This window comes from Dokdonella koreensis DS-123 (assembly GCF_001632775.1).
In the GTDB taxonomy this organism is placed as follows: Bacteria; Pseudomonadota; Gammaproteobacteria; order Xanthomonadales; family Rhodanobacteraceae; genus Dokdonella; species Dokdonella koreensis.
Map to the genome: position 1 here is coordinate 746,774 of NZ_CP015249.1, position 23,981 is coordinate 770,754.

Below are 23,981 nucleotides of genomic sequence, written 5' to 3' on the forward strand. Positions count from 1 at the left end.
CGCGCGGATGCCCGGCCCGGCACCCTCGGCGGCCGCCGGTGTCCGCCATCGGACGGCGACGCGGCGGCCGTCCCGGGGCAGGGCGCCTGCCGGACCGGGCGCGCGGCAGGGGCGGGCCGCACGGCGATCTTCCGGCTGGTCGAACGGCGTCGATCGTACAGCGGCAGGGTGCAGGTGCTGCACGCATGCGAGGCCGCCGGCACCGCGCAAACCGCCTCGATCGGCGGAAAAACCGCGAAAAAAACCGGTCCGGGCCAAATCCAGAGTGAGCAACGGCGCGGTCCCCTACCTTCGGTGACTTGACAAGCGTTCATTACGATGAGATTCGTATATCGTTCGAGAACGGTTAACCGCCGGCATCGGACGCGTCCGATGCCGGCATGCGATACGTGCCGACAGCGCCCCCTTGAGGGGTCGATGCGCGGACTAACTACGAAGGTTTTCGTTTTTCGATCGCGAGGAGCGTTTGCCGGAAAGCGGGCGTGGTCCATCGGACCGTGTTCAGCGACCGCAGGAATGGACGCCACCGGCCGGCAGGTGAAGGCGTGCAACGGCGGCTTCACCTGCTGACCGACTCCCCGCGGCGGGATAGAGAGACCCGACCGGTCCGCACGGCGATACGCGTGCGGGCATCTACGTCACGAGAGGAAAGAACATGCAACGCAAAATGCTGGTCGCAGCCATAACCGCCACGCTGGCCCTGCCGTTCCTGGCCTCGCAGGCCTGGGCGCAGGATCAGGGGCAGGAGAGCGCCGAGAAGACCGAACAGCTCGAAGCCGTCACGGTCACCGGATCGCTGATCCGCCGCTCGCAGGTCGAAACGGCCTCGCCGGTGATCACGATCACCAACGAGGAGATCACCAAGAAGGGCTTCGGCAGCGTGTCCGACGTGCTGCGTGCGCTGCCCCAGGCCAACGGCGTCGTGCAGGGCGCGCAGACCTCGGCCAGCTTCACGCAGGGCGCCGAGACGCTGAGCCTGTTCGGTCTGGATCCGGGCTTCACGCTGTACCTGATCGACGGCCGCCCGATGGCCGACTACCCGCTGCTCTACAACGGCTCGGGCAACTTCGTCGACATCTCCTCGATCCCGATGGCGATGGTCGAGCGCATCGACATCCTGCCGGGCAACCAGTCGGCCATCTACGGCTCCGACGCCATCGCCGGCGTCGTCAACATCGTCCTCAAGCAGAAGATGGACGGCTACGCGCTGAACCTGCGCGTCGGTGGCTACTCCGAGGGCGGCGGCGACAGCCAGCGCCTGCAGTTCACCGGCGGCAACAGCTGGGAGCGCTTCAACCTGATCTACAGCCTGGAGCTGCGCAACCAGGAGCCGATCTACCGCTTCCAGCGCAGTTGGATGGACTCCACGCTGGACAACCCCAACGGCCGCGGCCAGCCGTCGTTCAACTACCTGGTCCGCGACCTGCTCGGCGAGGTCGCCGACGACTTCGTCGATCCGGGCGCGTGGTGCGACCGCGTGTCGAGCGCCTACGGCGGCACGGTGCGCCGCTTCGAGGACAACCTGGGCCGCGGCTACGCCTGCGGTTCGCCGCTGACCAACGGCTATTCGTCGATCATGAACGATCGCCGTTCGGCCAACGGCTACGTCAAGGGTGTCTTCGACATCAACGACAACACCCAGGCCTACGGCAGCCTGATGTACAACGTCAACACGGTCGAGTACTTCGCCGGCTCCAGCTACAGCTGGTGGGGCAGCGGCGCCGGCGCCGGCCCGTTCTACGATCCGACCGTCGGCTCGATCATCTCGCTGCAGCACGTGTTCGACTCGTCGCAGACCGGCATCTTCGGTCTCAACAACAGCTTCGACCGCAACAAGACCTACGTCGGCCAGCTCGGCGTGCGCGGCACGATCGGCGACTCGAACTGGGACTACGACATCTACTACCACCGGTCGGACAACGTCGTGCGCTCCAAGCAGCTGCGTCCGCTCGGCGCGCTGGTGGACCGCTTCTTCCTCGGCGACCCGGTGGCCGGCGCGACCGATCCGTTCTTCGGCGCGTACCCGGTCTACAACGTCAACTGGGACCGCTTCTACTCGGTCATCACGCCGGACCAGTACCGCTCGTTCAGCGACTACATCAGCGGCGAGTCGCACACCTACACGCAGAAGGTCAACGCGACCGTCACCAACCTCAGCCTGTTCGAGCTGCCGGCCGGTCCGGTCGGCTTCGCCGCCCTGGTCGAGGCCGGCAACCAGCTGTGGGACGACTCCCCGGATCCGCGCCTGATCGCCGGCGAAGTCTGGGGCGCCTCGGGTACCCAGGGCTACGGCAAGCGTGACCGCTATGCGATCGCAGCCGAGATGAACGCGCCGCTGACCAGCATGCTGACCGCCACGGCGTCGGCCCGCTACGACCAGTACAAGGCGTCCGGCCGCAGCGACGAGAAGTTCACCTACAAGCTGGGCCTGGAGTTCCGCCCGGCCGATTCGCTGCTGCTGCGCGGCACCTACGCCACCGCGTTCCGTGCACCGGACATGGCCGGCCTGTACCAGGGCGAGAGCGGCTTCTTCGCGCCCGGCATGACCGACTACTACCGCTGCCGCGAGGAGTTCGGTGACAACGTCGACATGAACGCCTGCCGCTACAACAACGAGCAGGTCTCGGGCATCCAGTCGGGCAACCTGGACCTGAAGAACGTCAACGCCAAGTCGGCGACGATCGGCGTGGTCTGGGCGCCCACCGCGAACCTCGCGTTCAAGGCGGACGTCTACGAGATCAAGATCGACGACCAGGTGCAGTCGCGCTCGCTCGACGAGATGCTGCAGCTGGAAGCCGATTGCCGTCGTGGCGCGACGGTCGGCGGCTCGCCGGTCGACATCAACTCGCCCAACTGCGTGGCGGTGCTCGGCCTGATCGACCGTAACCTCAACCCGACCGGTCCCAACGAGAGCGGCATCAACTCGATCCGGACCTACCCGATCAACGTGTCCAAGGAGAAGGTGCGCGGCATCACCGCCAACGCCCAGTACCGCCTGCAGACCGACTCGGCCGGCGACTTCGTGTTCGGCTTCGACTACAACACGCTGCTCAAGCACGAGTACGTCACCTACCCGGGCGATCCGACGATCAACGAGCTGACCTTCCTGGACTTCCCGCGTGATCCGAAGTGGATGGCCAGCGCCAGCGTGTCCTGGAACTACGGCGGCTTCAGCACCACGCTGTACGGCCAGCGCCGCGGCAAGACGCTGGCGTTCAACGAGGTCAACACGATCGGTCCGTGGACCACGTACAACGCCAGCGTCAGCTACACGGTGGACGACGTGACCTTGTCGCTGATCTCCAACAACGTCACCAACAAGCGTCCGCCGAGGGATCGGTCGAACACGACCTACCCGTACTACGATTCGTTCAACTACGACGCGTACGGCCGGTCGATCTTCGCCGAGATCAACTACCGCTTCGGCGGCACCGGCAACTGAGGTTCGCCTCTGCAGTGTCAGGAAAGGGCCGGCGCAAGCCGGCCCTTTTCGTTGGGGAAGGCGCCGGCGGGCCGCCCGCGCCTAGGCGGCGGCGCCGGCTGACGGTAGGCTTCGGTGTCGCCATCGCCGGGGAAACGCCTCATGTCGCTGCATCTACGCCTGCTGCTGGGCTTTCTCATCGGTCTGGCAACCGGCCTGGTCGTGCACGTGGGCGCCGGCGCCGACAGCGGCTGGCTGCAGGTCCTGACGACCTACGTCACCCAGCCGGTCGGCCAGATCTTCCTGCGCCTGCTGTTCATGCTGGTGATTCCGCTGATCTTCTCGGCACTGGTGCTCGGCGTCGCGGAAATGGGCGACATCCGGTCGCTCGGCCGGATCGGCGGCCGGACGCTGGTCTACACCGTGGTGGTGTCGACGATCGCGGTGGTCATCGGCCTGGTGCTGGTCAACCTGTTCCGGCCGGGCGACGGCATCGACCCGCAGGTGGCCCAGTCGCTGATCAGCGATGCCGCCGAGCGTGCCGGCACCATCGTCGCCAGCAGCCAGCAGGCCGGCGGCATCGGCATGATCGTGCAGATCGTCCCGGACAACGTGATCCGCGCCGCCGCCGCCAACGACATCATCGCGGTGATGTTCTTCGCGCTGATCTTCGGTATCGGCCTGGTGGCGACCGACACGCCGGGGACGGCGCGCGTGAAGGAGTTCTTCCAGGGCGTGTTCGACATTTCGATGACGCTGATCCACGGCGTGATCCGGCTGGCGCCGTACGCGGTCGCCTGCCTGGTCTTCAACCTGGCCGCGCAGTTCGGCTGGGATCTCCTGGTCAAGCTGGCCGGCTATGTCGGCGTCGCGCTGCTGGCGATGGCGATCCACTTCTTCGTGGTCTATTCGATCGCGGTGCGCTGGTTCGGCGGCATGTCGCCGCTCGCGTTCTTCCGCGGGTCGCAGGAGGCGATCGTCATGGCCTTCACCTCATCCTCCAGCAATGCGACGCTGCCGACCGCGCTCAAGGTCGCCGAGGAGGAGCTGAAGCTGCCGCCGAGGGTGTCGCGTTTCGTGCTGACCATCGGCGCCACCGCCAACCAGAACGGCACCGCGCTGTTCGAGGGCGTCACCGTGCTGTTCCTGGCGCAGTTCTTCGGCGTCGAGCTCAGCCTGCTGCAGCAGCTGACGGTGATGTTCGTCTGCATCCTCGGCGGAATCGGGACCGCCGGCATACCCTCCGGCTCGCTGCCGGTGATCGCGATGATCTGCGGCATGGTCGGCGTGCCGCCGGAGGGCATCGGCCTGATCCTCGGTGTCGATCGCCTGCTCGACATGAGCCGCACGGTGTTGAACGTCACCGGCGACCTGGCGGCCGCCGTGGTCGTCTCGCGCGGGTCCGGAGAGGCCCCCTCGGACACCGCCTGAGGGCGCCGCCCGGGCCGGCAGCGGCGCTTATACTTGTACACCACGGCCCCCGTTGCGGAGGCCTCCGGATCGACGACGGAATCCGCCCATGGCCGGCCCGCCCGATGACGATGCGCTCGCGGACCTGTGTCCGCACCCGCACGGTCCGCCGTTCGCCCGGCTGCAGGCCGCGTCCGCTGCCGGGGCCGGGGCCGATTCCGGCCTGCCCGCCGATCCGCTGGCCGACGCGCCGACCCTGTCCATGACCGGTGCCGCGGCCGCTACCGGCACGGCCCTGGAGCCGCGGCCGGGCGATCGGGTCGGGGCCTGGCGGCTGCAGCGCCGGCTCGGCCGGGGCGGCATGGGCGCGGTGTACCTGGCCGAACGCGCCGACGGCCATTTCCGCCAGCAGGCAGCGCTGAAGGTCGTGCTCGGCGCGCAAGGCCCCGACGGCATCGCCCGCTTCGCCCGCGAGCGGCAGATCCTGGCCACGCTGCAGCATCCGGACATCGCCCGCCTGCTCGACGGCGGCGCCACCGCCGCCGGCCAGCCGTACCTGGTCATGGAGTACGTCGAGGGCGTGCCGGTCGACCGCTGGTGCCGCGAGCAGGACCTGGACCTGGCGGCGCGGCTGGCGCTGTTCGTGCGCATCTGCCGCAGCGTCGCGTTCGCGCATCAGCGGTTGATCGTCCACTGCGACCTCAAGCCGTCCAACGTGCTGGTGCGCGCCGACGGTGCGCCGGTGCTGCTCGACTTCGGCATCGCCCGCGCGATCGAGCACGAGGCGACCGCCGCCGCGCCGGGGGATTGGTTCTCCCCGCGCTACGCCAGTCCGGAGCAGCTGCGTGGCGAGGCGGTCACGACCGCCAGCGACGTCTACGCCCTCGGGCTGATCCTGTTCGAGCTGCTGGCCGGGCGGCGCGCCCGCCTGGATGCCGGCGACCACACGATCACCCGCCTCGGCGCGGCCGAGGTCTGCCCGAGCAGCCTGGCTGCCGGCGTGCCCTGGGGGGCGCGCCTGCGCGGCGACCTCGACGCGATCGTGCTGCGGGCGACCGCAAGCGATCCGGCACGCCGCTACGGATCGGTCGATCTGCTGGCCACGGACATCCGGCGCCACCTGGAGCATCGCCCGGTCAGCGCGCGTGCGCGGACGCTGCCCTACGCGCTGGGCTGCCTGGTGCGGCGGCGCTGGCCGCTGTTCGCCGCCGCCGGCCTGGCGCTGGCCGTGATCGCGGGCTTCACCGTGCAGCTGGCCGCCCAGCGCGATCGCGCCGTGCGTGCCGAGCGCGAGGCGCGCCTGCAGGCCGCCACGGCCGAGCGCGTCAGCGACTACCTGGTGTCGGTGTTCGAGGTCTCCAATCCGCGCGCCGGGCAGGCGCGCGACATCAGCGCGCGCGACGTGCTCGACCAGGGCGCCGCCCGCATCCGGAGCGAGCTGGACGCGGCGCCGGCGGTCAAGGCACGCCTGCTCGACGTGCTGGGCACCGCCTACCGCCACATCGGTGAGAGCCGGCGCGCGGCCGAGCTGCTCGCCGATGCGGCGGCGCACTACCAGCGCCCGGACGTGGACCAGCCGCTGGCGGCCGCCGCGGCGCTCAGCCAGCTCGCGGTCGTCTATTCCAACAACGCGCGACCGGTCGAGGACGCCGAGCGCGCGGCGCGTCAGGCGCTGGCCCTGCGCGAGCAGCATGCGCCGCCCGGATCGCTGGCGATCGCCGATTCGCTCAATACGCTGGGTGTCGTGCTGGAGGCCGACGACCGCTTCGACGAGGCGGAGCGGCTGCTGCAGCAGGCCCTGTCGATCCGGCGCGAGCTGGCCGGCACCCAGTCGATGCCGGTAGCGACCACGCTGCACAACCTCGGCCTGGTCGCGCGGGGCCGCGGCGACTACGCTGCCTCCATCGCGCGGTTCGAGGAGGCCATCGCGATCAAGCGCGAGCGCGACGGCGAGCGCAGCCCGCAGGTGCAGATCTCGCTGCAGGCGCTGGCCGCGACCTACGCACGCGCCGGCCAGGCCGGCCGCGCCGCCGAGCTGCATGCCGCCAACCTCGCGCTCTCCCGCGAGCTGTACGGCGAGATCAGCGACCACGTCGCGCTGGCCGAGAACGAGGTCGGCTCGGCGCTGCACGACCTGGGGCGCTTCGGCGACGCCGCGGCACACTACCGCCGCGCGATCGATCTCTACGCCCAGCTCGGCTCCAGCGGGCAGGCGCCGCTGAACAACCTGGCCTCGGTCTACGAGGACATGGGCGACTACGCGGCGGCCGAGCCGTTGTTCCGGCAGTCGCTGGTCCAGCGCCGGCAGTCGCTGGCGCCGGACAGCGCACCGGTCCTGCGCGCCGAGTACAACCTGGCGCGGCTGCTGCTCCGCCGCGGCGATCTGGCCGAGTCGCGGGGCCTGATCGACCACGTGCAGGCCGGCTACCTGGCGCGCTACGGCGCCGACGACACCAACACCGCCAAGGCGCGCCTGCTCGATGTCGAGTGGCAGGTCCGCCGCGGCGACTTCGCCGCCGCGCACGAGCGGCAGCCGGCGATCGCCGCGGCGGCAACGGCCGCCGATCCGTACCTGCGCGCGCGCGCCGCTTCGGTAGTCGCCGAGATCGCCCGCCACGGCGGCGACGCCGCGACCGAGATCGCCCAGCGCCGGGCGGCGCTGGACGCCCTGGCGGCCCGCCTGGGCGCAGCCCATCCGCTGGTCGCGGAACTGGCCATCCGCCTGGCGGCCGCCCAGGCCGACGCCGGCCAGGCCGCGGCTGCGCAGGCCCTGGTGCACGACCACGCGGCGATCGTCGAGCAGGCGTTCGCCGCCGGTGCCCCGGTGCGCGCCCTGCTGGCGCGCTGGCCCAGTCGCTGAGCCGGCTGCGGGCCGCGGCAGGCCGCCTGAATGCGGCAGGCCGGGCGGACGCGTAGAATACGCGCCCCGCCCGTGCGCCGATCGCCGGACCGTGGTCCGCAGCGCACCCCTCGACGGTACCCGATGAGCAGCAACCTCAACTTCCAGATCAACTACGGCAATGTCGGCATGGCGGCACCGGCCGCACCGGCACTGCGTCCCGATCCGAAGGCGCCGCTGTTCGCGTCCGAGGACGGCATGGTCGCCTCGCTGTCGAACAACGAGTGCATCTTCCAGGTGCGCTCGACCGGCGAAACGCACGTGATGACCTACCAGGTGCTCCAGGCGCTGGACCAGTGCCGCGAGTTCCGCAGCATGGACGAGCACGTCACGCGGATCCTCTCGACCGTCTCCGGCCTCAACGTGCCGCGCGAAGGCGTGGCCCAGGTGCTGCAGAGCCTGGTCGGCCGCGGCCTGGTGGTCGAGGACCGCACGTTCCTGGAGCGGCTGGGCGAGACCGCCGCGGTGGAACCGGCGCCGCTGCGCGCGGTGTTCGTGCGTGCCTGCGACCGGCCGGCGCAGCTCGAGCGCCTGCTGCTGTCGCTGACCGACTACGAGCGCCGCTTCCGGGCCGGCCGGCACTATGTCGTGATCGACGACTCGGTGCGCTCCGAGTCGATCGACCGGCACCGCGACCTGCTGCGCGAGTTCGCGCGCGCCACCGGCGCCAAGGTGACCTACCTGGGGCATGCCGAGCAGGCGCGTCTGGTCGAGCGCCTGGCCAAGGCGGTGCCCGCCGCCCGCGCGGCGCTGCCGTACCTGCTGCAGCGTGACCCGGCCCAGCCGCGCTTCGGTGGCGGACGCGGCTGGAACCTCGCCTTGCTGCTGTCCGCCGGCGCCCGGCTGGCGATGTTCGACGACGACCAGCGCCTGCCGCTGCGGCGCAGCGAGGACGCACGCGCCGGACTCGACCCGAATCCGACCACGGCGGCCCATGTCCGCTTCTTCCGCAACGTCGAGGAATCGCTCGGCGCCGGCGAGGAGATCGTCGAGGACCCGTTCGAACTCCACCTGGAGGCCTCGGGCCAGACGCTGGGAGCGATCAGCGGCAGCGCCCGCTACGCGATCGAGCGCACCGCGCTGCGCAGCCTGAGCCTGGGCCGGCTCGAGCACCTGCGCGCCGGCGCTCAGGTGCTGGCGACGATGCACGGCACCACCGGCAGTTCACGGACCGAGCTGGGCACCTGGCTCTACCAGATCGCCGCCGACGGCCGCGCGGACTTCTGCCGCGACCGCGACAGCTACCTGCGCAACATCGAGGCCGGCAGCCTCTGGTACGGCTTCCAGCAGGCGCGCCTGGCGACGATCGGCTACTTCACGCCGTTCACGCTCGACAACAGCGTGTTGCTGCCGTGCACGAACCCGGTCGGTCGCGGCGAGGATGCGCTGTTCTCGACCGTCACGCGGCTGATCCATCCGCGTGCGCTGGTGATGGAGCTGCCGGTGGTGATCGGCCACGTGCAGGAAGCCGCGCGCAAGCGCTCGGACCGCACGCAGGCCGCGCACACGCCGCGCTTCAACCACTTCGTCAGCGACTACATCCAGCGCCAGCTGCCCGATTTCCTGGCCAGCGACCCGGCGCAGCGCCTGACGCTGCTGGCCGGGCACCTGCGCGACATCGCCGGTGCCGACGAAGGCGCGCGCGAGCGCCACCTGCAGGAATACCTCAGCTTCGCCCGGTCGGACCTGATCGAGCGCCTGCAGCAGCAGTTCGAGTCGGCCTCGGATGCGCCGGTCTACTGGCAGGCCGACGTGCGCACGATCATCGAGGCCAACGGCCGGGCGCTGCTCGCCAACGGCACGCCGCGTCTGGGCGACTGGCCGGACACGCACAGTGCCGGCGACGCCGCGACCGCCTTGCGCGCGGAACTGTCCCAGCTGGCCGCCGGCTTCGAGGCCTGGCCGGCCTTGTGGGCGCATGCGCGCGAGCAGGGCGAGAAGCTGCTCTCCGGACTCTGACGCGCGCGCCGCACAGGCCATGGGCGCCGGCACCGCAGGTCTGACCACCGTCGTCGTCGTCAGTGCCGACAGCGGGCCGCTGCTCGGCGCCTGCATCGATCGCGTGCTGGCCTCGACCGCGCCGGTCGAGGTCGTACTGGTCGACAACGCCTCCGCCGACGGCCAGCCCGAAGCCGTCGAGGCTCGTCACGCCGGCGACGCCCGCCTGCGCGTGCTGCGCAACGGCGCCAATCTCGGCTTCGGACCGGCCTGCAACCGCGGCGCCGCCGTCGCCCGCGGCGACGCGCTGCTGTTCCTCAATCCCGATTGCCAGGTCGAGCACGACACCCTCGCGCGGCTGCGTGCGCTGCTGGCCGCCGATCCCGGGCTGGGCCTGCTCGGCGTGCACGTCCGCGACGCCGACGGCCGCACGGCGCGGGCGGTCCGCCGCCGCGACCCGACGCTGCGGCGCGCGCTGATGACGGTCACCGGACTGGCGCGCTGGGAGTCGCGCTGGCCGGCGCTGGCCGGTGTCGAGCAGCCGCCGCCCCCGGTCGCGACCGAGGTCGAGACCGTCGAGGCGGTTTCCGGCGCCTGCATGCTGCTGCCGCGCGCGGTGTTCGAGCGGCTCGGCGGCTTCGACGAAGGCTACTTCCTGCATTGCGAGGACCTGGACCTGTGCCGGCGGGTGCGCGGCGCCGGCCGCGCGGTCGGTCTGGCCTACGCGGTGGAGGTGCAGCACGCGCAGGGCAGTTCCAGCCGCCACCGGCCGCTGTTCGTCGCCCGCCACAAGCACCGCGGCATGTGGCGCTACTTCGCCAGATTCGATCCGGCGGCGCGCAATCCACTGCTGCGCGCGCTGGTCTGGCTCGGCATCTGGGGGCATTTCGCGCTGCGGGCGCTACCGCTGTGGTGGCGGGAGCGGGCGGCGCTGCCGGCGTGACCGGGATTCCCCGGCGGGATCAGCGCGTCGTGCCGCGGCAGCGATTGATCGTCTCGCGCAGGCTGGCTGCCGCATTGCGCGCGGCCTCGGCGAAATCCTCGCCCGAGGCGGCATAGAGGATCGCCCGTGACGAGCTGATCAGGAGGCCGGTGCCGGCCGCGGTGGCGCCGTTGCGGATCACAGCCTCGACGTCGCCGCCCTGGGCGCCGATGCCGGGCACCAGCAGCGGCAGGTCGCCGACGATCGCGCGCACCGCGGCGATTTCTTCCGGCCAGGTCGCGCCGGTCACCAGCAGGCAGTTGCCGTTGGCGTTCCAGCGCGTCGCGATCGTCTCGGCAACGCGCTGGTAGAGCGGGCGGCCGCCGACGTCGAGGTCCTGGAAGTCGGCGGCGCCGGGATTGGAGGTGCGGCAGAGCAGGACCACGCCCTTGTCGGCCCGGTCCAGGAACGGCTGCGCCGAGTCGCGGCCGAGGTACGGGTTCAGCGTGACCGCATCGGCGCCGTAGCGGTCGAACGCCTCGGTGGCGTAGTGGACGGCGGTCGAGCCGATGTCGCCGCGCTTGGCGTCGAGTATCACCGGGACGCCCGGATGCCGCGCGTGGATGTAGGCGATCAGGTCTTCGAGCACCACTTCGGCGCGCTGTGCGGCGAAGTGCGCGATCTGCGGCTTGTAGCAGCACACCTGGTCCGCGGTGGCATCGACGATCGCGCGGCAGAACGCGCCGATCGCCGCCGGGCCCTGGCCCAGGTGCGGCGGCAGCCGGCCCGGTTCGGGGTCCAGGCCGACGCAGACCAGCGAGTCGTTGCGCTGCCAGGCAGCGGCCAGCGAGGCCATGAAGTTCATCGGGAGTCTCCGGTGCCAGGGGGCCGGCGGCGCGCAGGGCGCGCCCCGCCGGCGGTCGCTCAGGCCAGCTTCTTGAAGCGCACGCGATGCGGCCGCGCGGCTTCCTCGCCCATGCGGCGCTTCTTGTCCTCTTCGTACTCGCGGTAGTTGCCCTGGAAGAACTCCACGTGGGAGTCGCCCTCGAACGCCAGGATGTGCGTGGCGATGCGGTCGAGGAACCAGCGGTCGTGCGAGATCACGAAGGTATTGCCGGGGAACTCCAGCAGGGCGTCTTCCAGCGCGCGCAGGGTCTCGATGTCCAGGTCGTTGGACGGCTCGTCGAGCAGCAGCACGTTGCCGCCCTGCAGCAGCGTCTTGGCCAGGTGCAGGCGGCCGCGCTCACCGCCGGACAGCGTGCCGACCAGCTTCTGCTGGTCCGGGCCCTTGAAGTTGAAGCGGCCGATGTAGGCGCGCGACTGGATCTCGATGCCGTTGATGTTGAGGATGTCCGAGCCGCCGGAGACTTCCTGGAACACGTTGTGGTTGCCTTCGAGCTTCTCGCGGCTCTGGTCGACGTAGGCGATCTGCACGGTCGGACCCTTGTTGATCTCGCCCTTGTCCGGCGTTTCCTGCCCGGTGATCATCTTGAACAGCGTGGACTTGCCGGCGCCGTTGGGGCCGATGATGCCGACGATCGCGCCGGCCGGCACGACGAAGGACAGGTCGTCGATCAGCATGCGGTCGCCGAAGGACTTGGACACGCCCTTGAACTCGATCACCGAGCTGCCCAGGCGCTCGCCCGGCGGAATGAAGATCTCGTTGGTCTCGTTGCGCTTCTGGTAGTCGACCGACTGCAGCTCCTCGATGCGGGCCAGGCGCGCCTTGCCCTTGCTGCGGCCGCCCTTGGCGTTGCTGCGTGCCCATTCCAGCTCGCGGGCGATCGCCTTCTGGCGCGCCTTTTCCTGGTTCTCTTCCTGCTTGAGGCGCTCTTCCTTCTGCTCGAGCCAGGACGAGTAGTTGCCCTTCCACGGGATGCCGCGGCCGCGATCGAGTTCCAGGATCCACTCGGCGGCGTTGTCGAGGAAGTAGCGATCGTGGGTGACCGCCACGACGGTGCCGGGGAAGCGCGCCAGGAACTGCTCGAGCCATTCGACCGACTCGGCGTCCAGGTGGTTGGTCGGCTCGTCCAGCAGCAGCATGTCCGGCTTCTGCAGCAGCAGGCGGCACAGCGCCACGCGGCGCTTCTCGCCGCCGGACAGCGTGCCGATCCTGGCGTCCCAGGGCGGCAGCCGCAGCGCGTCGGCGGCCACTTCCAGCTGGCGCTCCAGCGCGTGCGCGTCGCTGGCGGCCAGGATGTTCTCCAGGCGCTGCTGCTCGGCGGCGAGCTTGTCGAAGTCGGCGCCTTCCTCGCCGTAGGCGGCGTAGACCTCCTCCAGACGCTTCTGGGCGTCCAGCACCTCGGAGACGCCTTCCTCGACCGCCTCGCGGACGGTCTTTTCCGGATCGAGCTGCGGCTCCTGCGCGAGGTAGCCGATCTTGATGTCCGGCTGCGGCCGCGCCTCGCCCTGGTAGTCGGTATCGACGCCGGCCATGATGCGCAGCACGGTCGACTTGCCGGCGCCGTTCAGGCCGAGCAGGCCGATCTTGGCGCCCGGGAAGAACGAGAGCGAAATGTCCTTGATGATCTGGCGCTTGGGCGGGACGACCTTGCTGACGCCGATCATCGTGTAGATGTACTGCATGCGGACTCCGGAAGAGGGCAGGCCGCGCCACGGCCGGCCGGGAGGCCGGCGCCGGGTCTGCCCGGAAGAAAGAAGGGCCGCGATTATCGCCGATCGGTGCCCGGCGCGTCATGCGTGGACGCGAAGGAGGCCCGCCCGCCACGCGTTCCGGACCCGCGGCGGCCAGGGCATCCGTGCCGGCCGGCCCGGCGCGCTGGCGCGGCGGCGCGGCGCCGGACGGCGGCGGGCAATCCGGGCTAAAATCCCCCGTTTCTCCGCTGCCAGCAGGTTGTCCATGTTTGCCAAGGATCTCGCGATCGCCGGTTTCGACCCGGAACTTGCCGGCGCCATCCGCGCCGAAGCCTCCCGCCAGGAGACCCATGTCGAGCTGATCGCTTCGGAGAACTATGCCAGCCCGCGCGTGCTGGAGGCGCAGGGCAGCGTGCTGACCAACAAGTACGCCGAAGGCTACCCGGGCAAGCGCTACTACGGCGGCTGCGAATTCGTCGACATCGCCGAGAAGCTGGCGATCGGCCGCGTCAAGGAGCTGTTCGGCGCCGACTACGCCAATGTCCAGCCGCACTCGGGCTCGCAGGCCAACCAGGCCGTGTACCTGGCGCTGCTACAGCCGGGCGACACGATCCTCGGCATGAGCCTCGCGCACGGCGGCCACCTGACGCACGGCGCCAAGGTCAACATCTCCGGCAAGCTGTTCAACGCGATCCAGTACGGCGTCGATGCCGAGGGCCGGATCGACTACGACGCCGTCGAGCGCCTGGCGGTCGAGCACCAGCCGAAGATGATCGTCGGCGGCTTCAGCGCGTATTCGCAGGTCGTGGACTGGGCGCGGCTGCGCGCGATCGCCGATCGCGTCGGCGCGATCCTGTTCGTCGACATGGCGCACGTGGCCGGCCTGATCGCCGCCGGCGTCTACCCCAATCCGGTGCCGCACGCGCACGTGGTGACCTCGACCACCCACAAGACGCTGCGCGGCCCGCGCGGCGGCATCATCGTCGCCAAGGGCCTGGGCGAGGACCTGGAGAAGAAGCTGCAGTCGATCGTGTTCCCGGGCATCCAGGGCGGTCCGCTGATGCACGTCATCGCCGCCAAGGCGGTGGCCTTCCTCGAAGCGCTGCAGCCGGAGTTCAAGACCTACCAGCAGCAGGTGGTCGTCAACGCCAAGGCGATGGCCAGGACCCTGATCGCGCGCGGCTACAAGATCGTCTCGGGCGGCACCGAGAACCACCTGATGCTGATCGACCTGATCGGCCGCGACGTGACCGGCAAGGACGCCGAGGCCGCGCTCGGCCGCGCGCACATCACCGTCAACAAGAACGCCGTTCCCAACGACCCGCGCTCGCCGTTCGTGACCTCCGGGCTGCGCATCGGCACGCCGGCGATCACCACCCGCGGCTACGGCGAGGCCGAGAGCGTCGCCCTGGCCGGCTGGATCGCCGACGTGCTGGACGCCCCGGGCGACGAGGCGGTGATCGCCGCCGTGCGCGAGCGGGTCACCGCCCAGTGCAAGGCGTTCCCCGTCTACGGCTGAGCCCCCGTGCACTGCCCCTTCTGCCAGCACGAAGACACCCGCGTGATCGATTCGCGGGTTTCCGAGGACGGATCGACGATCCGGCGCCGGCGCGAGTGCGAGCAGTGCGGCGAACGCTTCAACACCTTCGAGACCGCCGAGCTGAAGCTGCCGGCAGTCGCCAAGAGCGACGGGCGTCGCGAGGCCTTCGACGAGCGCAAGCTGCGCACCAGCTTCGAGCGCGCATTGCAGAAGCGCCCGGTCGCGAGCGAGGCGGTCGACGTCGCCGTCCGCGCGGTGCTCGACGACCTGCGCCGCAGCGGCGAGCGCGAGGTGCCGTCGCTGCGCGTGGGCGAACTGGTCATGCGCGAGCTCAAGAAGCTCGACCAGGTGGCCTACGTGCGGTTCGCCTCGGTCTACCGCAGCTTCGCCGACGTGCAGGCGTTCCGCGAGGAGATCGAGATGCTCGAGCGCGACCTGCCGGTGCTCGAAGGCCTGCAATTGCCGTTGCTCGGCGATGCCGGCGCGCGCAAGCGCAAGCTCTGACGCGGCTTCCGGCCGCCCTCGCGATGACCGATCCTTCCTCGCCGCCTGCCGCGACCGCGCTGGACCACGCCCACATGGCGCACGCGCTGCGGCTGGCCGAGCGCGGCCTGGTGACGACGCGCCCGAATCCGCGTGTGGGCTGCGTGCTGGCGCACGGCAGCGAGGTCGTCGGCGAAGGCTGGCACCGCCTGGCCGGCGGGCCGCACGCCGAGGTCGAGGCGCTCGCCGCCGCCGGGAGCCGCGCGCGCGGCGCCACCGCCTACGTCACGCTGGAACCGTGCGGCCTGCACGGCCGGACCCCGCCGTGCGCCGACGCGCTGATCGCCGCCGGCGTCGCCCGCGTGGTGATCGCCAGCGAGGATGCCGCGCAGGAGGCCGGTGGCGCGCTCGAGCGCCTGCGCGCGGCCGGCATTGCGGTCGAGTGCGGCCTGCTGCGCGAGGCGGCCCGCGAGCTCAACCGCGGCTTCTTCAGCCGCATCGAGCGCGGCCGGCCGTGGCTGCGGCTGAAGCTGGCGATGAGCCTGGACGGGCGCGTCGCACTGGCCGACGGCGCCTCCCAATGGATCACTGGTGCGGCGGCCCGCGAGGACGTCCAGCGCTGGCGCGCGCGCAGCTCTGCGGTGCTGACCGGCAGCGGCACCGTGCAGGCCGACGATCCGCGGCTGACGCTGCGCCTGGCCGAGGCCGGCGACACGCCGATTCCCCCGCTGCTGCGCGTCGTGCTCGATCGCGCGCTGCGGACACCGGCCGGAGCCGCCGTGCTCGACGGCAGCGCGCCGACCCTCGTCGTGCATGCCGTCGATGCTGTCCCCGTCGATGCGCGGTTCGCACGCGTCGAGTGCGTGCCGGTCGCCACGACGGTTGAAACCGGCCTGCCGCGTCTCGATCTCCCCGCCGTGCTGTCGCTGCTGGCGGCGCGCGGCGTCAACGAGCTGCAGGTCGAATCCGGCCCGGTGCTCGGCGGCGCGCTGTTCGCCGCCGGCCTGGTCGACGAACTGCTGCTCTACGTGGCGCCGGTGCTGCTCGGCGACCGGGCGCAGCCGCTGCTGGCGTTGCCGACGCTGGCCGACATGGCCTCGCGCTGGCGGCTGCGGACGATCGACCGGCGCGCGATCGGCGCCGACCTGCGGCTGCTGCTGCGGCCGGACTGACCGGCCCGCGCGCCCGCGGCGTCCGGCGCCGGCCCTTCTTCAAGTCACCAACGGATAGCTTGCGCATGTTCACAGGAATCATCCAGGCGGTCGGCCGGATCGCCGCCATCGAGCCACGCGGCGGCGACGTGCGCCTGCGCGTCGATGCGGGCGCGCTGCCGCTCGACGACGTCGCCGAGGGCGACAGCATCGCGGTGGGCGGCGTCTGCCTGACCGCGCTGGAGGTCGGGTCCGGCCACTTCGCCGCCGACGTCTCGGTCGAGACGCTCGCCGTGACGACGCTCGGCGGGCTGCAGCCCGGCGACACCGTCAACCTCGAGAAGGCGCTGCGGCTTTCGGACCGTCTCGGCGGCCACCTGGTCTCCGGCCACGTCGACGGCATCGGCCGGGTGGTGGAGGTCGCCGACGAGGCGCGCTCGCAACGCTGGACCTTCGAGGCGCCACCGGCGCTGGCACGCTACATCGCCGCCAAGGGCTCGATCTGCATCGACGGCGTCAGCCTGACGGTCAACGCGGTCGAGGACAGCCGCTTCGGCGTCAACCTGATTCCGCACACGCAGGCCGTCACCACGTTCGGTGCGCGCCGCGCCGGCGACCCGGTCAATCTCGAGGTGGACCTGCTGGCGCGCTACATCGAGCGCCTGCGGCTGGCACCGGCCGGAGACACGCCATGAGCTTCAACACGATTCCCGAGATCCTCGAGGACATCCGCGCCGGGCGCATGGTCGTCATCCTCGACGACGAGGACCGCGAGAACGAGGGCGACCTCATCATGGCCGCCGCCAAGGTGCGGCCCGAGGACATCAACTTCATGGTGCGCGAGGGCCGTGGCCTGGTCTGCCTGCCGCTGACGCAGGAACGCTGCCGGCAGCTGGGCCTCAAGCCGATGGTCAGCGACAACACCTCGCCGTACCACACCAACTTCACGGTCTCGATCGAGGCCGCCGAGGGCGTCACCACCGGCATCTCCGCGCAGGACCGTGCCTGCACGATCCAGGCGGCGGTCAGGCCGGACGCGGGCCCGGCCGACATCGTCCAGCCCGGCCACATCTTCCCGCTCGCCGCCCAGCCCGGCGGCGTGCTCGCGCGCGCCGGCCATACCGAGGCCGCCTGCGACCTCGCCGCGCTGGCCGGTCTGGAGCCGGCCGGCGTGCTGGTGGAAATCCTGGCCGAGGACGGCTCGATGGCGCGGCGGCCGGAGCTGGAGCGCTTCGCCGCCCGGCACGGTCTCAAGATCGGCACGATCGCCGACCTGATCCGCTACCGCCTGGCGACCGAGAAGACCGTCGAGCGGCTGTGCGACGTGGCGGTCGAGACCGAATTCGGCACGTTCCGCCTGGTGGTCTACCGCGATCGCCTGCAGGGCGCGCTGCACTACGCCCTGGTGCGCGGCTGCGTCGACGACGGCGCGCCGGTGCTCACGCGCGTGCACGTGCGCAATACGCTGTCGGACGTGCTGCACCTCAAGCGCGAGGACCTCGGCCTCACGGTCACCGCCGCGCTGCGCCGGATCGCCGACGAGGACCGCGGCGTGGTCGTCGTGCTGAGCGAGGTCGACGCCGAGGCCGCGCTGCTCGACAAGCTCGTCCAGGCGCCGGCCCGTCCCGCGGCGGCTGCCGCCGAATGGCGCCAGCACGGCCTGGGGGCGCAGATCCTGTGCGACCTGGGCGTGCGCCACCTGCGCGTGCTCGGTACCCCGCGCAAGCTGGTCGGCCTCGGCGGTTTCGGCCTCGACGTGGCCAGCTGGGACGAAACCTGAGCGCACCGCGCACGCACGCGGCCGCGGCATCCGTGGATAATGCTCCCCCCCGGGCCGCCGCCCGCCCCGTGCCGTCGCGCAACCCAAGCCCATGCCCAACCTCGCCGGCGAGCTTCGCCCCGTCCCTGACGCGCGCTACGCGATCGTCGCCAGCCGCTGGAACCCCGGCATCGTCGATGCCCTGGTCGCCGGCGCCCAGGCCGCGTTCGCGCAGAACGGCGTCGACGCGGCTGCGGTGGACGTCGTGCGCGTGCCCGGCGCCTGGGAGATCCCGGCCGTCGCGGCCCGCCTGGCGGCAGCCGGCGGCCATGCCGCGATCGTCGCGCTCGGCTGTGTCGTGCGCGGCGACACGCGTCACTACGAGCAGGTCGCCGACGGTTGCGCCGACGGCCTGATGCGCGTCGCGCTCGACTACCGCATCCCGGTGCTGAACGGCGTGCTGGCGGTGGAGCGTCATGCCGACGCCCAGGCCCGTGCCGGCGGTGCACACGGCAACAAGGGCGAGGAGGCCGCGCTGGCGGCGATCGAAATGGCTGACCTGTGGAGGCTCCTGTGAACCCCTCGCATCGCGTAACCGGCGTCGACCCGGCCGCCCGCGCCCGCGCCCGCCGTCGTGCGCTGCAGGCGCTCTACGCCTGGCAGATGTCCGGCAGCAAGATGACCCTCGTGATCGAGCAGTTCCGCCACGAGCAGGACATGGAGATCGCCGACCTGGAGTACTTCGAGGAGCTGCTGCGCGGCGTCGAGGCCCACTGCAGCGAACTCGACGAAGGCCTCAAGCCGCACCTGGACCGCGAAATCGCGCAGGTCGACCCGATCGAGCGCGCCGTGCTGCGCCTGTCGGCCTGGGAGCTGCGGCATCGGCCGGACGTGCCGTACCGCGTCGTCATCAACGAGGCGATCGAGGTCGTCAAGCGCTTCGGTTCCGAGTACGGGCACACCTACGTCAACGGCGTGCTCGACAAGCTGGCCGCCGAATGGCGCGCCCCCGAGTACCGCGGCCGCTAGCACGCCGGCGCGGGGCAGGAGTCCGCCGATGAGCGAGTTCGACCTGATCGACCTGATCCGCCGCCGTGCCGGTATCGAGCGCAACGACGTGCGCCTGGGGATCGGCGACGACGCCGCGCTGGTGCTGCCGCCGCCCGGCCACGAGCTGGCCATCTGCACCGACACGCTGGTCGCCGGCGTGCATTTCCCGGCCGACACCGCGGCGGCGGACATCGGCTGGAAGGCGCTGGCCGTCAACCTGAGCGACCTGGCCGCGATGGGCGCCACGCCCGCCTGGGCGCTGCTGGCGCTGACGCTGCCGACCGCCGATGCCGCCTTCGTCGAGGCCTTCTGCACCGGCTTCGGCGCCCTGGCCGCCCAGCATCGCGTCGCGCTGATCGGCGGCGATACCACCTCCGGGCCGCTGACCATCACGGTGACCGTGCACGGCTTCGTGCCGCCGGAACAGGCACTGCGCCGCGACGGCGCGCGCGTCGGCGACGCGGTTTTCGTCACCGGCACGCTCGGTGACGCCGCCGCCGCGCTGTGGCTGCGGCGCCGGTCCGGCGATCCGGCCCTGCGCGCCCAGCTCGATCCGCGCCTGGACCGGCCCGAGCCGCGCATCGCCGCCGGCGCGGCCCTGCGCGGCGCCGCCACCGCCTGTATCGACGTATCCGACGGGTTGCTGGCCGATCTGGGCCACATTGCCGACCGGAGCGGCGTCGGCATCGACATCGAGACCGACGCCCTGCCGTCCAGCCCGGCCCTGCTCGGCGCCTTTGCGGCGGCCGACCGCGCGCGCCTGCAACTGGCCGGCGGGGACGACTACGAGCTGGCCTTCACCGCACCCGCGCACCGCGCCGGCGACCTGCAGCGCGACCTGGCGCGGATCGGCTGCGGCGCCACGCGGATCGGCCGCGTGGTGGAAGGGGCCGGCGTGCGCGCGCTCGATGCCGACGGTGCGCCGATCACACTGCCGGCGCGCGGCTGGGAGCATTTCGCATGAGGCTCGACGCGGCGCAGCGCCGCGCCGTGCTCGGCCATCCGGCCGGCTGGATCGCATCGGGCTTCGGTTCGGGCTTCAGCCCGTTCGCGTCGGGAACCGCCGGCTCCGCCGTCGCCGTCCTGCTGTGGCTGCCGCTGAGCGGCTGCCCGCTGCCGGTCTACCTGGCTGGTCTCGTGGCCGCATTCGCGCTCGGCGTCTGGGCCTCGCATGTGGTCGTGAAGCGGCTCGGCCTGGAGGATCCCGGCGTCATCGTCTGGGACGAGTTCGTCGGCCAGTGGATCACGCTGCTGCCGCTGCTGGCGCTGCCGCTTCACTGGGGATGGATCGCCGCGGCGTTCTTCCTGTTCCGGCTGTTCGACGTGTGGAAGCCCTGGCCGGTGTCCTGGGCCGATCGTAGCGTCGAAGGCGGCCTCGGCGTCATGCTCGACGACGTGCTGGCCGGGGTCTATGCGGCGCTGGTGCTGGGGCTCGCGCTGTACGCGCTGTCCTAGTCGACGAGGGACCGGTCCATGAATCGGCGTGCTTTCCTGGCCCTGGTCGGAACGCTCACGATCGGAACCAGCGGTTGCGCGGACGGACCGCTCGATCCGTCCACCTTCACGGTCGCCGGCGACGTCTTGCCATCCTGGTACGAAGCACGCTACGGCGTTCCGGAAGATGTGGTGGTCGAGCTGACGGTGCATGCCTCCTACGACGTCGTCGTCATCGTGAAGGCCCGATCCGACGGCACGGTGCTGGACACGAGAACCGGTCTCTACCACGGCACGTTGTGGGTGGACGGCCACGCGCCGGCCGGGTTCCCGCAATACATGAAGATCGAGGTCGACGGCCAGGTAGACGTCTACGAACGCCGTGGCCCCCGGCGCGACTTGCATGTTTCCTCCGCGGTCAGCCCGGATCTCGAAGGCTGGCTCTAGCGCGCCCCGCTCCTGTCCAGGCCGGCCGCTTTTTCCGCGGGACAGGCGTCGTCGCACAGGCCCCGGAGCGGTGCATGACTCGGGCGCGAACGAAGCGACGCCCGTACCAGGTCACGCCGGGAGCGCCGTGGTCTCGGCGCGGACCGGGCTTTCGCTGGCAGCTACGGTGATTTCGACGCGCCCAACTGGGCGCCGAGCTTCGTCGCGCGCGCGTCGGCCTCACGCCTGAGTTCCTCGAGCGGTGCGATACCAGCGGCGGCGCGCTCGTCGTCGCTGACCGCGGTCTCGGCGACGTCCAGCCGGCAGGTCGGCGGGGTCGCGCGCGCATCGCAGACCGGCTGCGTGCCGTACCACTGCGGTTGCTTGCGCGAGAGCAGCCAGCGATCAGTCGTGGCCGCTGCCAGCCAGCGCAGTTCGCGATCGTCCGGCGCGAGCGTGCTGCCGATCGTCGCCAGCGCATGCGCGATCAGGTAGTCGGCAGGGGTCTGGCCGTGCTGCATGATCGTGGCCGCCTTGCGGTAGTCGGCCGCGGTGCGCAGGCGCTGCTCGCGCAACGCGGCCTGCACGGCCACGCGCCGTTCGGCGTCGTGCAGGGCCAGTTGCCGGGCGAAGCTGCGCAGCGCGTCCTGGGAGGTCTGCCGGGGCAGCTCGGCGCGTTCGCGCTGGTCGGCGTCGAAGGCCTGTGCGATCTGCGGGTCGTCACCGGGCTGGGCGACATCGGCCCGGGCCGGTGGCAGAGCGAGAGCCGACACCGCCAGGCACAGCGAAAGCGAGAGGGTACGCAGCATCGTGGAATCCGGTTTCGGGGAGGGAAAGGACCCTGGGGGCCGCACGCAGCGCGATGCCGGGCGCGGCAGGCGCCAGGACCGGATGCCCGGGAACGCGGAACGGTCGCGCGGTGGCAGGGCCGGCGTACTCAGTCCGGTAGCAGCTTGCCCGGATTGAGGATGCCGTCCGGGTCGAACTGGGTCTTGATCCGGCGCATCAGCTCGATGGCGACCGGATCGAGCGCGCGCCGCATGAATGGGCGCTTGGCCAGGCCGATGCCGTGCTCGCCCGACAGCGTGCCGTCCAGCGACAGCACCAGGTCGAACACGGCCGAGAGGCAGGCCGGCGCCTGGGCCGCCTGCGCCGGGTCGTCCGGGTGATAGAGCAGGTTGACGTGGACATTGCCGTTGCCGGCATGGCCGAAGTTGACGATCGGGATGCCGTGCCGTGCCGAGATCGCCTTGAGGCCGGCGACCAGGGCCGGCAGCCGGCTGACCGGCACGACCACGTCCTCGTTGATCTTCTTCGGCGCGATCGAGCGCAGGCTGGGGCTCAGCGCCTTGCGTGCGGCCCAGATCGCCTCGACGTCGCGCGGGTCGCTGGCGATCGCCAGGTCGATCAGGCCCGCGCCGCGGGCGGCGTGGGCGAGTGCCTCGGCCGCGGCCGGCAACGCGTCGGCCTCGCCGTCGACCTCGATCAGCAGCAGCGCGCCGGCGACCGGGATCGCCTCGCCGCCGTGCAGGCGTGCCAGGCGCAACGCCTCGTCATCCATGAACTCCAGCGCACACGGCGTCACCGGCTGGGCCATGATGCGCGCCACCGCGGCCGCGGCCGTCTCGATGTCGACGTAGGTCGCGCGCAGCGTGGCGCGTGCCGAGGCCAGCGGCACCAGCTTCAGCGTCGCCTCGGTGACCAGCGCCAGCGTGCCCTCGGAGCCGACCATCAGCCGGGCCAGGTCGTAGCCGGTGGCGGCCTTGCTGGTCGCCTTGCCGAAGCGGAAATCCTCGCCGCTGCCGGCCACCGCGCGCACGGCCAGCACGTTGTCGCGGGTGGCGCCGTGCTTGACCGCGCGCGGCCCGCCGGCGTTGCAGGCGATGTTGCCGCCCACCGTGCAGGTGGCGGCCGATGCCGGGTCCGGCGGCCAGAAGAAGCCGTGCGCGGCGACGGCGGCCTGCAGGTCGCCGTTGAGCACGCCTGGCTCCACCACGGCGACGCGGTTGTCGGCGTCGATGGCGAGGATCTTGTTCATCCGCTCGAAGCCGACGACCAGGCCGCCGCCGAGGGGGACCGCCGCACCCGTGGTGCCGGTGCCGCGGCCCCGCGCGAACAGCGGCAGCCGGTGCTCGCGGCACAGCCGCACCAGGTCGAGCACCTGGGCGTGCGTGGTCGGCAGCACCACCGCATCCGGCAGCGCCTCGCGCTTGGAGTCGTCGCGGCCGTACGGCGCGCAGTCGGCAGGCGCGGTCAGCAGCGCATCGCCGGGGAACAGCGTGCGCAGGCGGTCGAGGACGGGCGGGGAAAGCGGCATGGCGGCGGCCGGGGCGGTCGGTGGACGGGAAGGAGGAGTCAGTCGCGGTACTCGAAGACCTTGACCACCCGCTCCACGCCGTTGACGTTGCGGGCGATGCTGGAGACGGCTTCGTCTTCCTCGTCGTCGACCAGGCCCATCAGGTAGACCGTGCGGTGCGCGGTGGTCACGTTGATGCGCGTGGGGTCGAAGCCTTGCAGGCTGGTGAGGTCGAGCAGGGCGGTCTTGACGTGGGCGGTGATCGTGTTGTCGCGGCGGCGCGACCAGAAGCCCTCCGGCTCGCGCACCTCGATCTCGTTCACCAGGCGGCGTACGCCGGCGAAACCGGCCACGATGCCCTCGGCGCGCTGCTTGAGCTCGGCGCTGCGCACCTCGCCCACCAGCAGCATGACGCCGTTGTAGACGACGATCGAGACGTTGTTCTTCAGCGCCAGCTCCTTGTCCTTGTTGAGGTCGTCGTAGGCGGACAGCTGGATGTTGCGATCGGAGAACACCGTGCGCGTCGAGCGCCGGTCGTGCGCTGCGCCGGCACCGGCGGCGGCGCCGCCGACGACCAGGGCCGCGCAGCCGCCGAGCAGCAGCGAGGCGGCGGCGAGCACGGCGAGGAGCGGACGGGAAGCATTCATGGGGCGGACC

General features: G+C 71.4%; 20 protein-coding genes. 15 read left to right on the forward strand and 5 right to left on the reverse strand.

Features of this window, described 5'->3' with window-relative positions; genetic code table 11:
• The first annotated feature begins 655 nt into the window (after positions 1-655).
• The 5 genes from I596_RS02905 (at position 656) to I596_RS02925 (ending at position 10,611) form a co-directional block, all read left to right on the forward strand.
• The gene (locus I596_RS02905; protein WP_067643929.1) at positions 656-3,442 is read left to right on the forward strand and encodes a TonB-dependent receptor domain-containing protein; all 2,787 of its coding nucleotides are present in this window, start codon (positions 656-658) and stop codon (positions 3,440-3,442) included.
• Positions 3,443-3,583: 141 nt separating this feature from the next.
• Positions 3,584-4,852 carry a dicarboxylate/amino acid:cation symporter gene (locus tag I596_RS02910; RefSeq protein ID WP_067643932.1) on the forward strand — a complete coding sequence of 423 codons (1,269 nt, stop codon included), beginning with the start codon at positions 3,584-3,586 and terminating at the stop codon, positions 4,850-4,852.
• An 88-nt stretch (positions 4,853-4,940) separates the two neighbouring features.
• Positions 4,941-7,691: a serine/threonine-protein kinase gene (locus I596_RS02915; protein WP_067643936.1), complete on the forward strand. Its 2,751-nt coding sequence runs from the start codon at positions 4,941-4,943 to the stop codon at positions 7,689-7,691.
• A 123-nt stretch (positions 7,692-7,814) separates the two neighbouring features.
• Entirely contained in the window at positions 7,815-9,689 is a 1,875-nt protein-coding gene (locus I596_RS02920; RefSeq protein WP_067643939.1) for a hypothetical protein, read from the forward strand.
• A gap of 19 nt (positions 9,690-9,708) precedes the next feature.
• The gene (locus tag I596_RS02925; RefSeq protein WP_067643942.1) at positions 9,709-10,611 is read left to right on the forward strand and encodes a glycosyltransferase family 2 protein; all 903 of its coding nucleotides are present in this window, start codon (positions 9,709-9,711) and stop codon (positions 10,609-10,611) included.
• A gap of 19 nt (positions 10,612-10,630) precedes the next feature.
• On the opposite strand, the gene pyrF is transcribed toward I596_RS02925, so the two are convergent.
• A complete protein-coding gene (pyrF, locus tag I596_RS02930; RefSeq protein ID WP_067643945.1) occupies positions 10,631-11,455 on the reverse strand; it encodes an orotidine-5'-phosphate decarboxylase in 825 nt (274 codons plus the stop codon).
• A 59-nt stretch (positions 11,456-11,514) separates the two neighbouring features.
• The gene (gene ettA, locus I596_RS02935; protein ID WP_067643953.1) at positions 11,515-13,176 is read right to left on the reverse strand and encodes an energy-dependent translational throttle protein EttA; all 1,662 of its coding nucleotides are present in this window, start codon (positions 13,174-13,176) and stop codon (positions 11,515-11,517) included.
• Positions 13,177-13,450: 274 nt separating this feature from the next.
• Between ettA and glyA the strand changes: the two genes are divergently transcribed.
• From glyA to I596_RS02985, 10 genes are all read left to right on the forward strand, one after another.
• On the forward strand, positions 13,451-14,704 hold the full coding sequence (gene glyA, locus I596_RS02940) for a serine hydroxymethyltransferase (protein ID WP_067643956.1): 1,254 nt from the start codon (positions 13,451-13,453) through the stop codon (positions 14,702-14,704).
• Positions 14,705-14,710: 6 nt separating this feature from the next.
• A complete protein-coding gene (gene nrdR, locus I596_RS02945; RefSeq protein ID WP_067643959.1) occupies positions 14,711-15,229 on the forward strand; it encodes a transcriptional regulator NrdR in 519 nt (172 codons plus the stop codon).
• Between the two features lie 74 nt (positions 15,230-15,303).
• On the forward strand, positions 15,304-16,380 hold the full coding sequence (gene ribD, locus I596_RS02950) for a bifunctional diaminohydroxyphosphoribosylaminopyrimidine deaminase/5-amino-6-(5-phosphoribosylamino)uracil reductase RibD (protein WP_067651356.1): 1,077 nt from the start codon (positions 15,304-15,306) through the stop codon (positions 16,378-16,380).
• 65 nt (positions 16,381-16,445) lie between these two features.
• Positions 16,446-17,054, forward strand: coding sequence for a riboflavin synthase (locus I596_RS02955; RefSeq protein ID WP_067643962.1), 609 nt, complete (start codon positions 16,446-16,448; stop codon positions 17,052-17,054).
• Positions 17,051-18,139: a bifunctional 3,4-dihydroxy-2-butanone-4-phosphate synthase/GTP cyclohydrolase II gene (locus I596_RS02960; RefSeq protein ID WP_067643965.1), complete on the forward strand. Its 1,089-nt coding sequence runs from the start codon at positions 17,051-17,053 to the stop codon at positions 18,137-18,139. The genes I596_RS02955 and I596_RS02960 overlap by 4 nt, the downstream gene beginning before the upstream one ends.
• Before the next feature lie 91 nt (positions 18,140-18,230).
• Positions 18,231-18,695 carry a 6,7-dimethyl-8-ribityllumazine synthase gene (gene ribH, locus I596_RS02965; RefSeq protein ID WP_067643968.1) on the forward strand — a complete coding sequence of 155 codons (465 nt, stop codon included), beginning with the start codon at positions 18,231-18,233 and terminating at the stop codon, positions 18,693-18,695.
• The gene (gene nusB, locus I596_RS02970) at positions 18,692-19,147 is read left to right on the forward strand and encodes a transcription antitermination factor NusB (RefSeq protein WP_067643971.1); all 456 of its coding nucleotides are present in this window, start codon (positions 18,692-18,694) and stop codon (positions 19,145-19,147) included. Before ribH ends, nusB begins: the two co-directional genes overlap by 4 nt.
• 28 nt (positions 19,148-19,175) lie before the next feature.
• The gene (gene thiL / locus I596_RS02975) at positions 19,176-20,132 is read left to right on the forward strand and encodes a thiamine-phosphate kinase (protein ID WP_067643974.1); all 957 of its coding nucleotides are present in this window, start codon (positions 19,176-19,178) and stop codon (positions 20,130-20,132) included.
• The gene (locus I596_RS02980; protein ID WP_067643977.1) at positions 20,129-20,623 is read left to right on the forward strand and encodes a phosphatidylglycerophosphatase A family protein; all 495 of its coding nucleotides are present in this window, start codon (positions 20,129-20,131) and stop codon (positions 20,621-20,623) included. The genes thiL and I596_RS02980 overlap by 4 nt, the downstream gene beginning before the upstream one ends.
• A gap of 18 nt (positions 20,624-20,641) precedes the next feature.
• On the forward strand, positions 20,642-21,049 hold the full coding sequence (locus tag I596_RS02985; RefSeq protein WP_067643980.1) for a hypothetical protein: 408 nt from the start codon (positions 20,642-20,644) through the stop codon (positions 21,047-21,049).
• 161 nt (positions 21,050-21,210) lie between these two features.
• Here I596_RS02985 and I596_RS02990 read toward each other — a convergent pair whose 3' ends face one another.
• From I596_RS02990 to I596_RS03000, 3 genes are all read right to left on the reverse strand, one after another.
• Positions 21,211-21,837 (reverse strand): hypothetical protein, encoded by a 627-nt coding sequence (locus I596_RS02990; protein WP_067643983.1) that lies wholly within the window; start codon positions 21,835-21,837, stop codon positions 21,211-21,213.
• A gap of 128 nt (positions 21,838-21,965) precedes the next feature.
• Positions 21,966-23,345 (reverse strand): FAD-binding oxidoreductase, encoded by a 1,380-nt coding sequence (locus tag I596_RS02995; protein WP_067643986.1) that lies wholly within the window; start codon positions 23,343-23,345, stop codon positions 21,966-21,968.
• Between the two features lie 38 nt (positions 23,346-23,383).
• The gene (locus I596_RS03000) at positions 23,384-23,971 is read right to left on the reverse strand and encodes a BON domain-containing protein (protein ID WP_067643989.1); all 588 of its coding nucleotides are present in this window, start codon (positions 23,969-23,971) and stop codon (positions 23,384-23,386) included.
• Positions 23,972-23,981: the final 10 nt, after the last annotated feature.

What these genes read in the sequence shown, in the direction of transcription:
- I596_RS02905 (WP_067643929.1), top strand. Translation starts at nt 656, where the DNA reads ATGCAACGCAAAATGCTGGTCGCAGCCATAACCGCCACGCTGGCCCTG.
- I596_RS02910 (WP_067643932.1), top strand. Translation starts at nt 3,584, where the DNA reads ATGTCGCTGCATCTACGCCTGCTGCTGGGCTTTCTCATCGGTCTGGCA.
- I596_RS02915 (WP_067643936.1), top strand. Translation starts at nt 4,941, where the DNA reads ATGGCCGGCCCGCCCGATGACGATGCGCTCGCGGACCTGTGTCCGCAC.
- I596_RS02920 (WP_067643939.1), top strand. Translation starts at nt 7,815, where the DNA reads ATGAGCAGCAACCTCAACTTCCAGATCAACTACGGCAATGTCGGCATG.
- I596_RS02925 (WP_067643942.1), top strand. Translation starts at nt 9,709, where the DNA reads ATGGGCGCCGGCACCGCAGGTCTGACCACCGTCGTCGTCGTCAGTGCC.
- pyrF (WP_067643945.1), bottom strand. Translation starts at nt 11,455, where the DNA reads ATGAACTTCATGGCCTCGCTGGCCGCTGCCTGGCAGCGCAACGACTCG.
- ettA (WP_067643953.1), bottom strand. Translation starts at nt 13,176, where the DNA reads ATGCAGTACATCTACACGATGATCGGCGTCAGCAAGGTCGTCCCGCCC.
- glyA (WP_067643956.1), top strand. Translation starts at nt 13,451, where the DNA reads ATGTTTGCCAAGGATCTCGCGATCGCCGGTTTCGACCCGGAACTTGCC.
- ribD (WP_067651356.1), top strand. Translation starts at nt 15,304, where the DNA reads ATGGCGCACGCGCTGCGGCTGGCCGAGCGCGGCCTGGTGACGACGCGC.
- I596_RS02955 (WP_067643962.1), top strand. Translation starts at nt 16,446, where the DNA reads ATGTTCACAGGAATCATCCAGGCGGTCGGCCGGATCGCCGCCATCGAG.
- I596_RS02960 (WP_067643965.1), top strand. Translation starts at nt 17,051, where the DNA reads ATGAGCTTCAACACGATTCCCGAGATCCTCGAGGACATCCGCGCCGGG.
- ribH (WP_067643968.1), top strand. Translation starts at nt 18,231, where the DNA reads ATGCCCAACCTCGCCGGCGAGCTTCGCCCCGTCCCTGACGCGCGCTAC.
- thiL (WP_067643974.1), top strand. Translation starts at nt 19,176, where the DNA reads ATGAGCGAGTTCGACCTGATCGACCTGATCCGCCGCCGTGCCGGTATC.
- I596_RS02980 (WP_067643977.1), top strand. Translation starts at nt 20,129, where the DNA reads ATGAGGCTCGACGCGGCGCAGCGCCGCGCCGTGCTCGGCCATCCGGCC.
- I596_RS02985 (WP_067643980.1), top strand. Translation starts at nt 20,642, where the DNA reads ATGAATCGGCGTGCTTTCCTGGCCCTGGTCGGAACGCTCACGATCGGA.
- I596_RS02990 (WP_067643983.1), bottom strand. Translation starts at nt 21,837, where the DNA reads ATGCTGCGTACCCTCTCGCTTTCGCTGTGCCTGGCGGTGTCGGCTCTC.
- I596_RS02995 (WP_067643986.1), bottom strand. Translation starts at nt 23,345, where the DNA reads ATGCCGCTTTCCCCGCCCGTCCTCGACCGCCTGCGCACGCTGTTCCCC.
- I596_RS03000 (WP_067643989.1), bottom strand. Translation starts at nt 23,971, where the DNA reads ATGAATGCTTCCCGTCCGCTCCTCGCCGTGCTCGCCGCCGCCTCGCTG.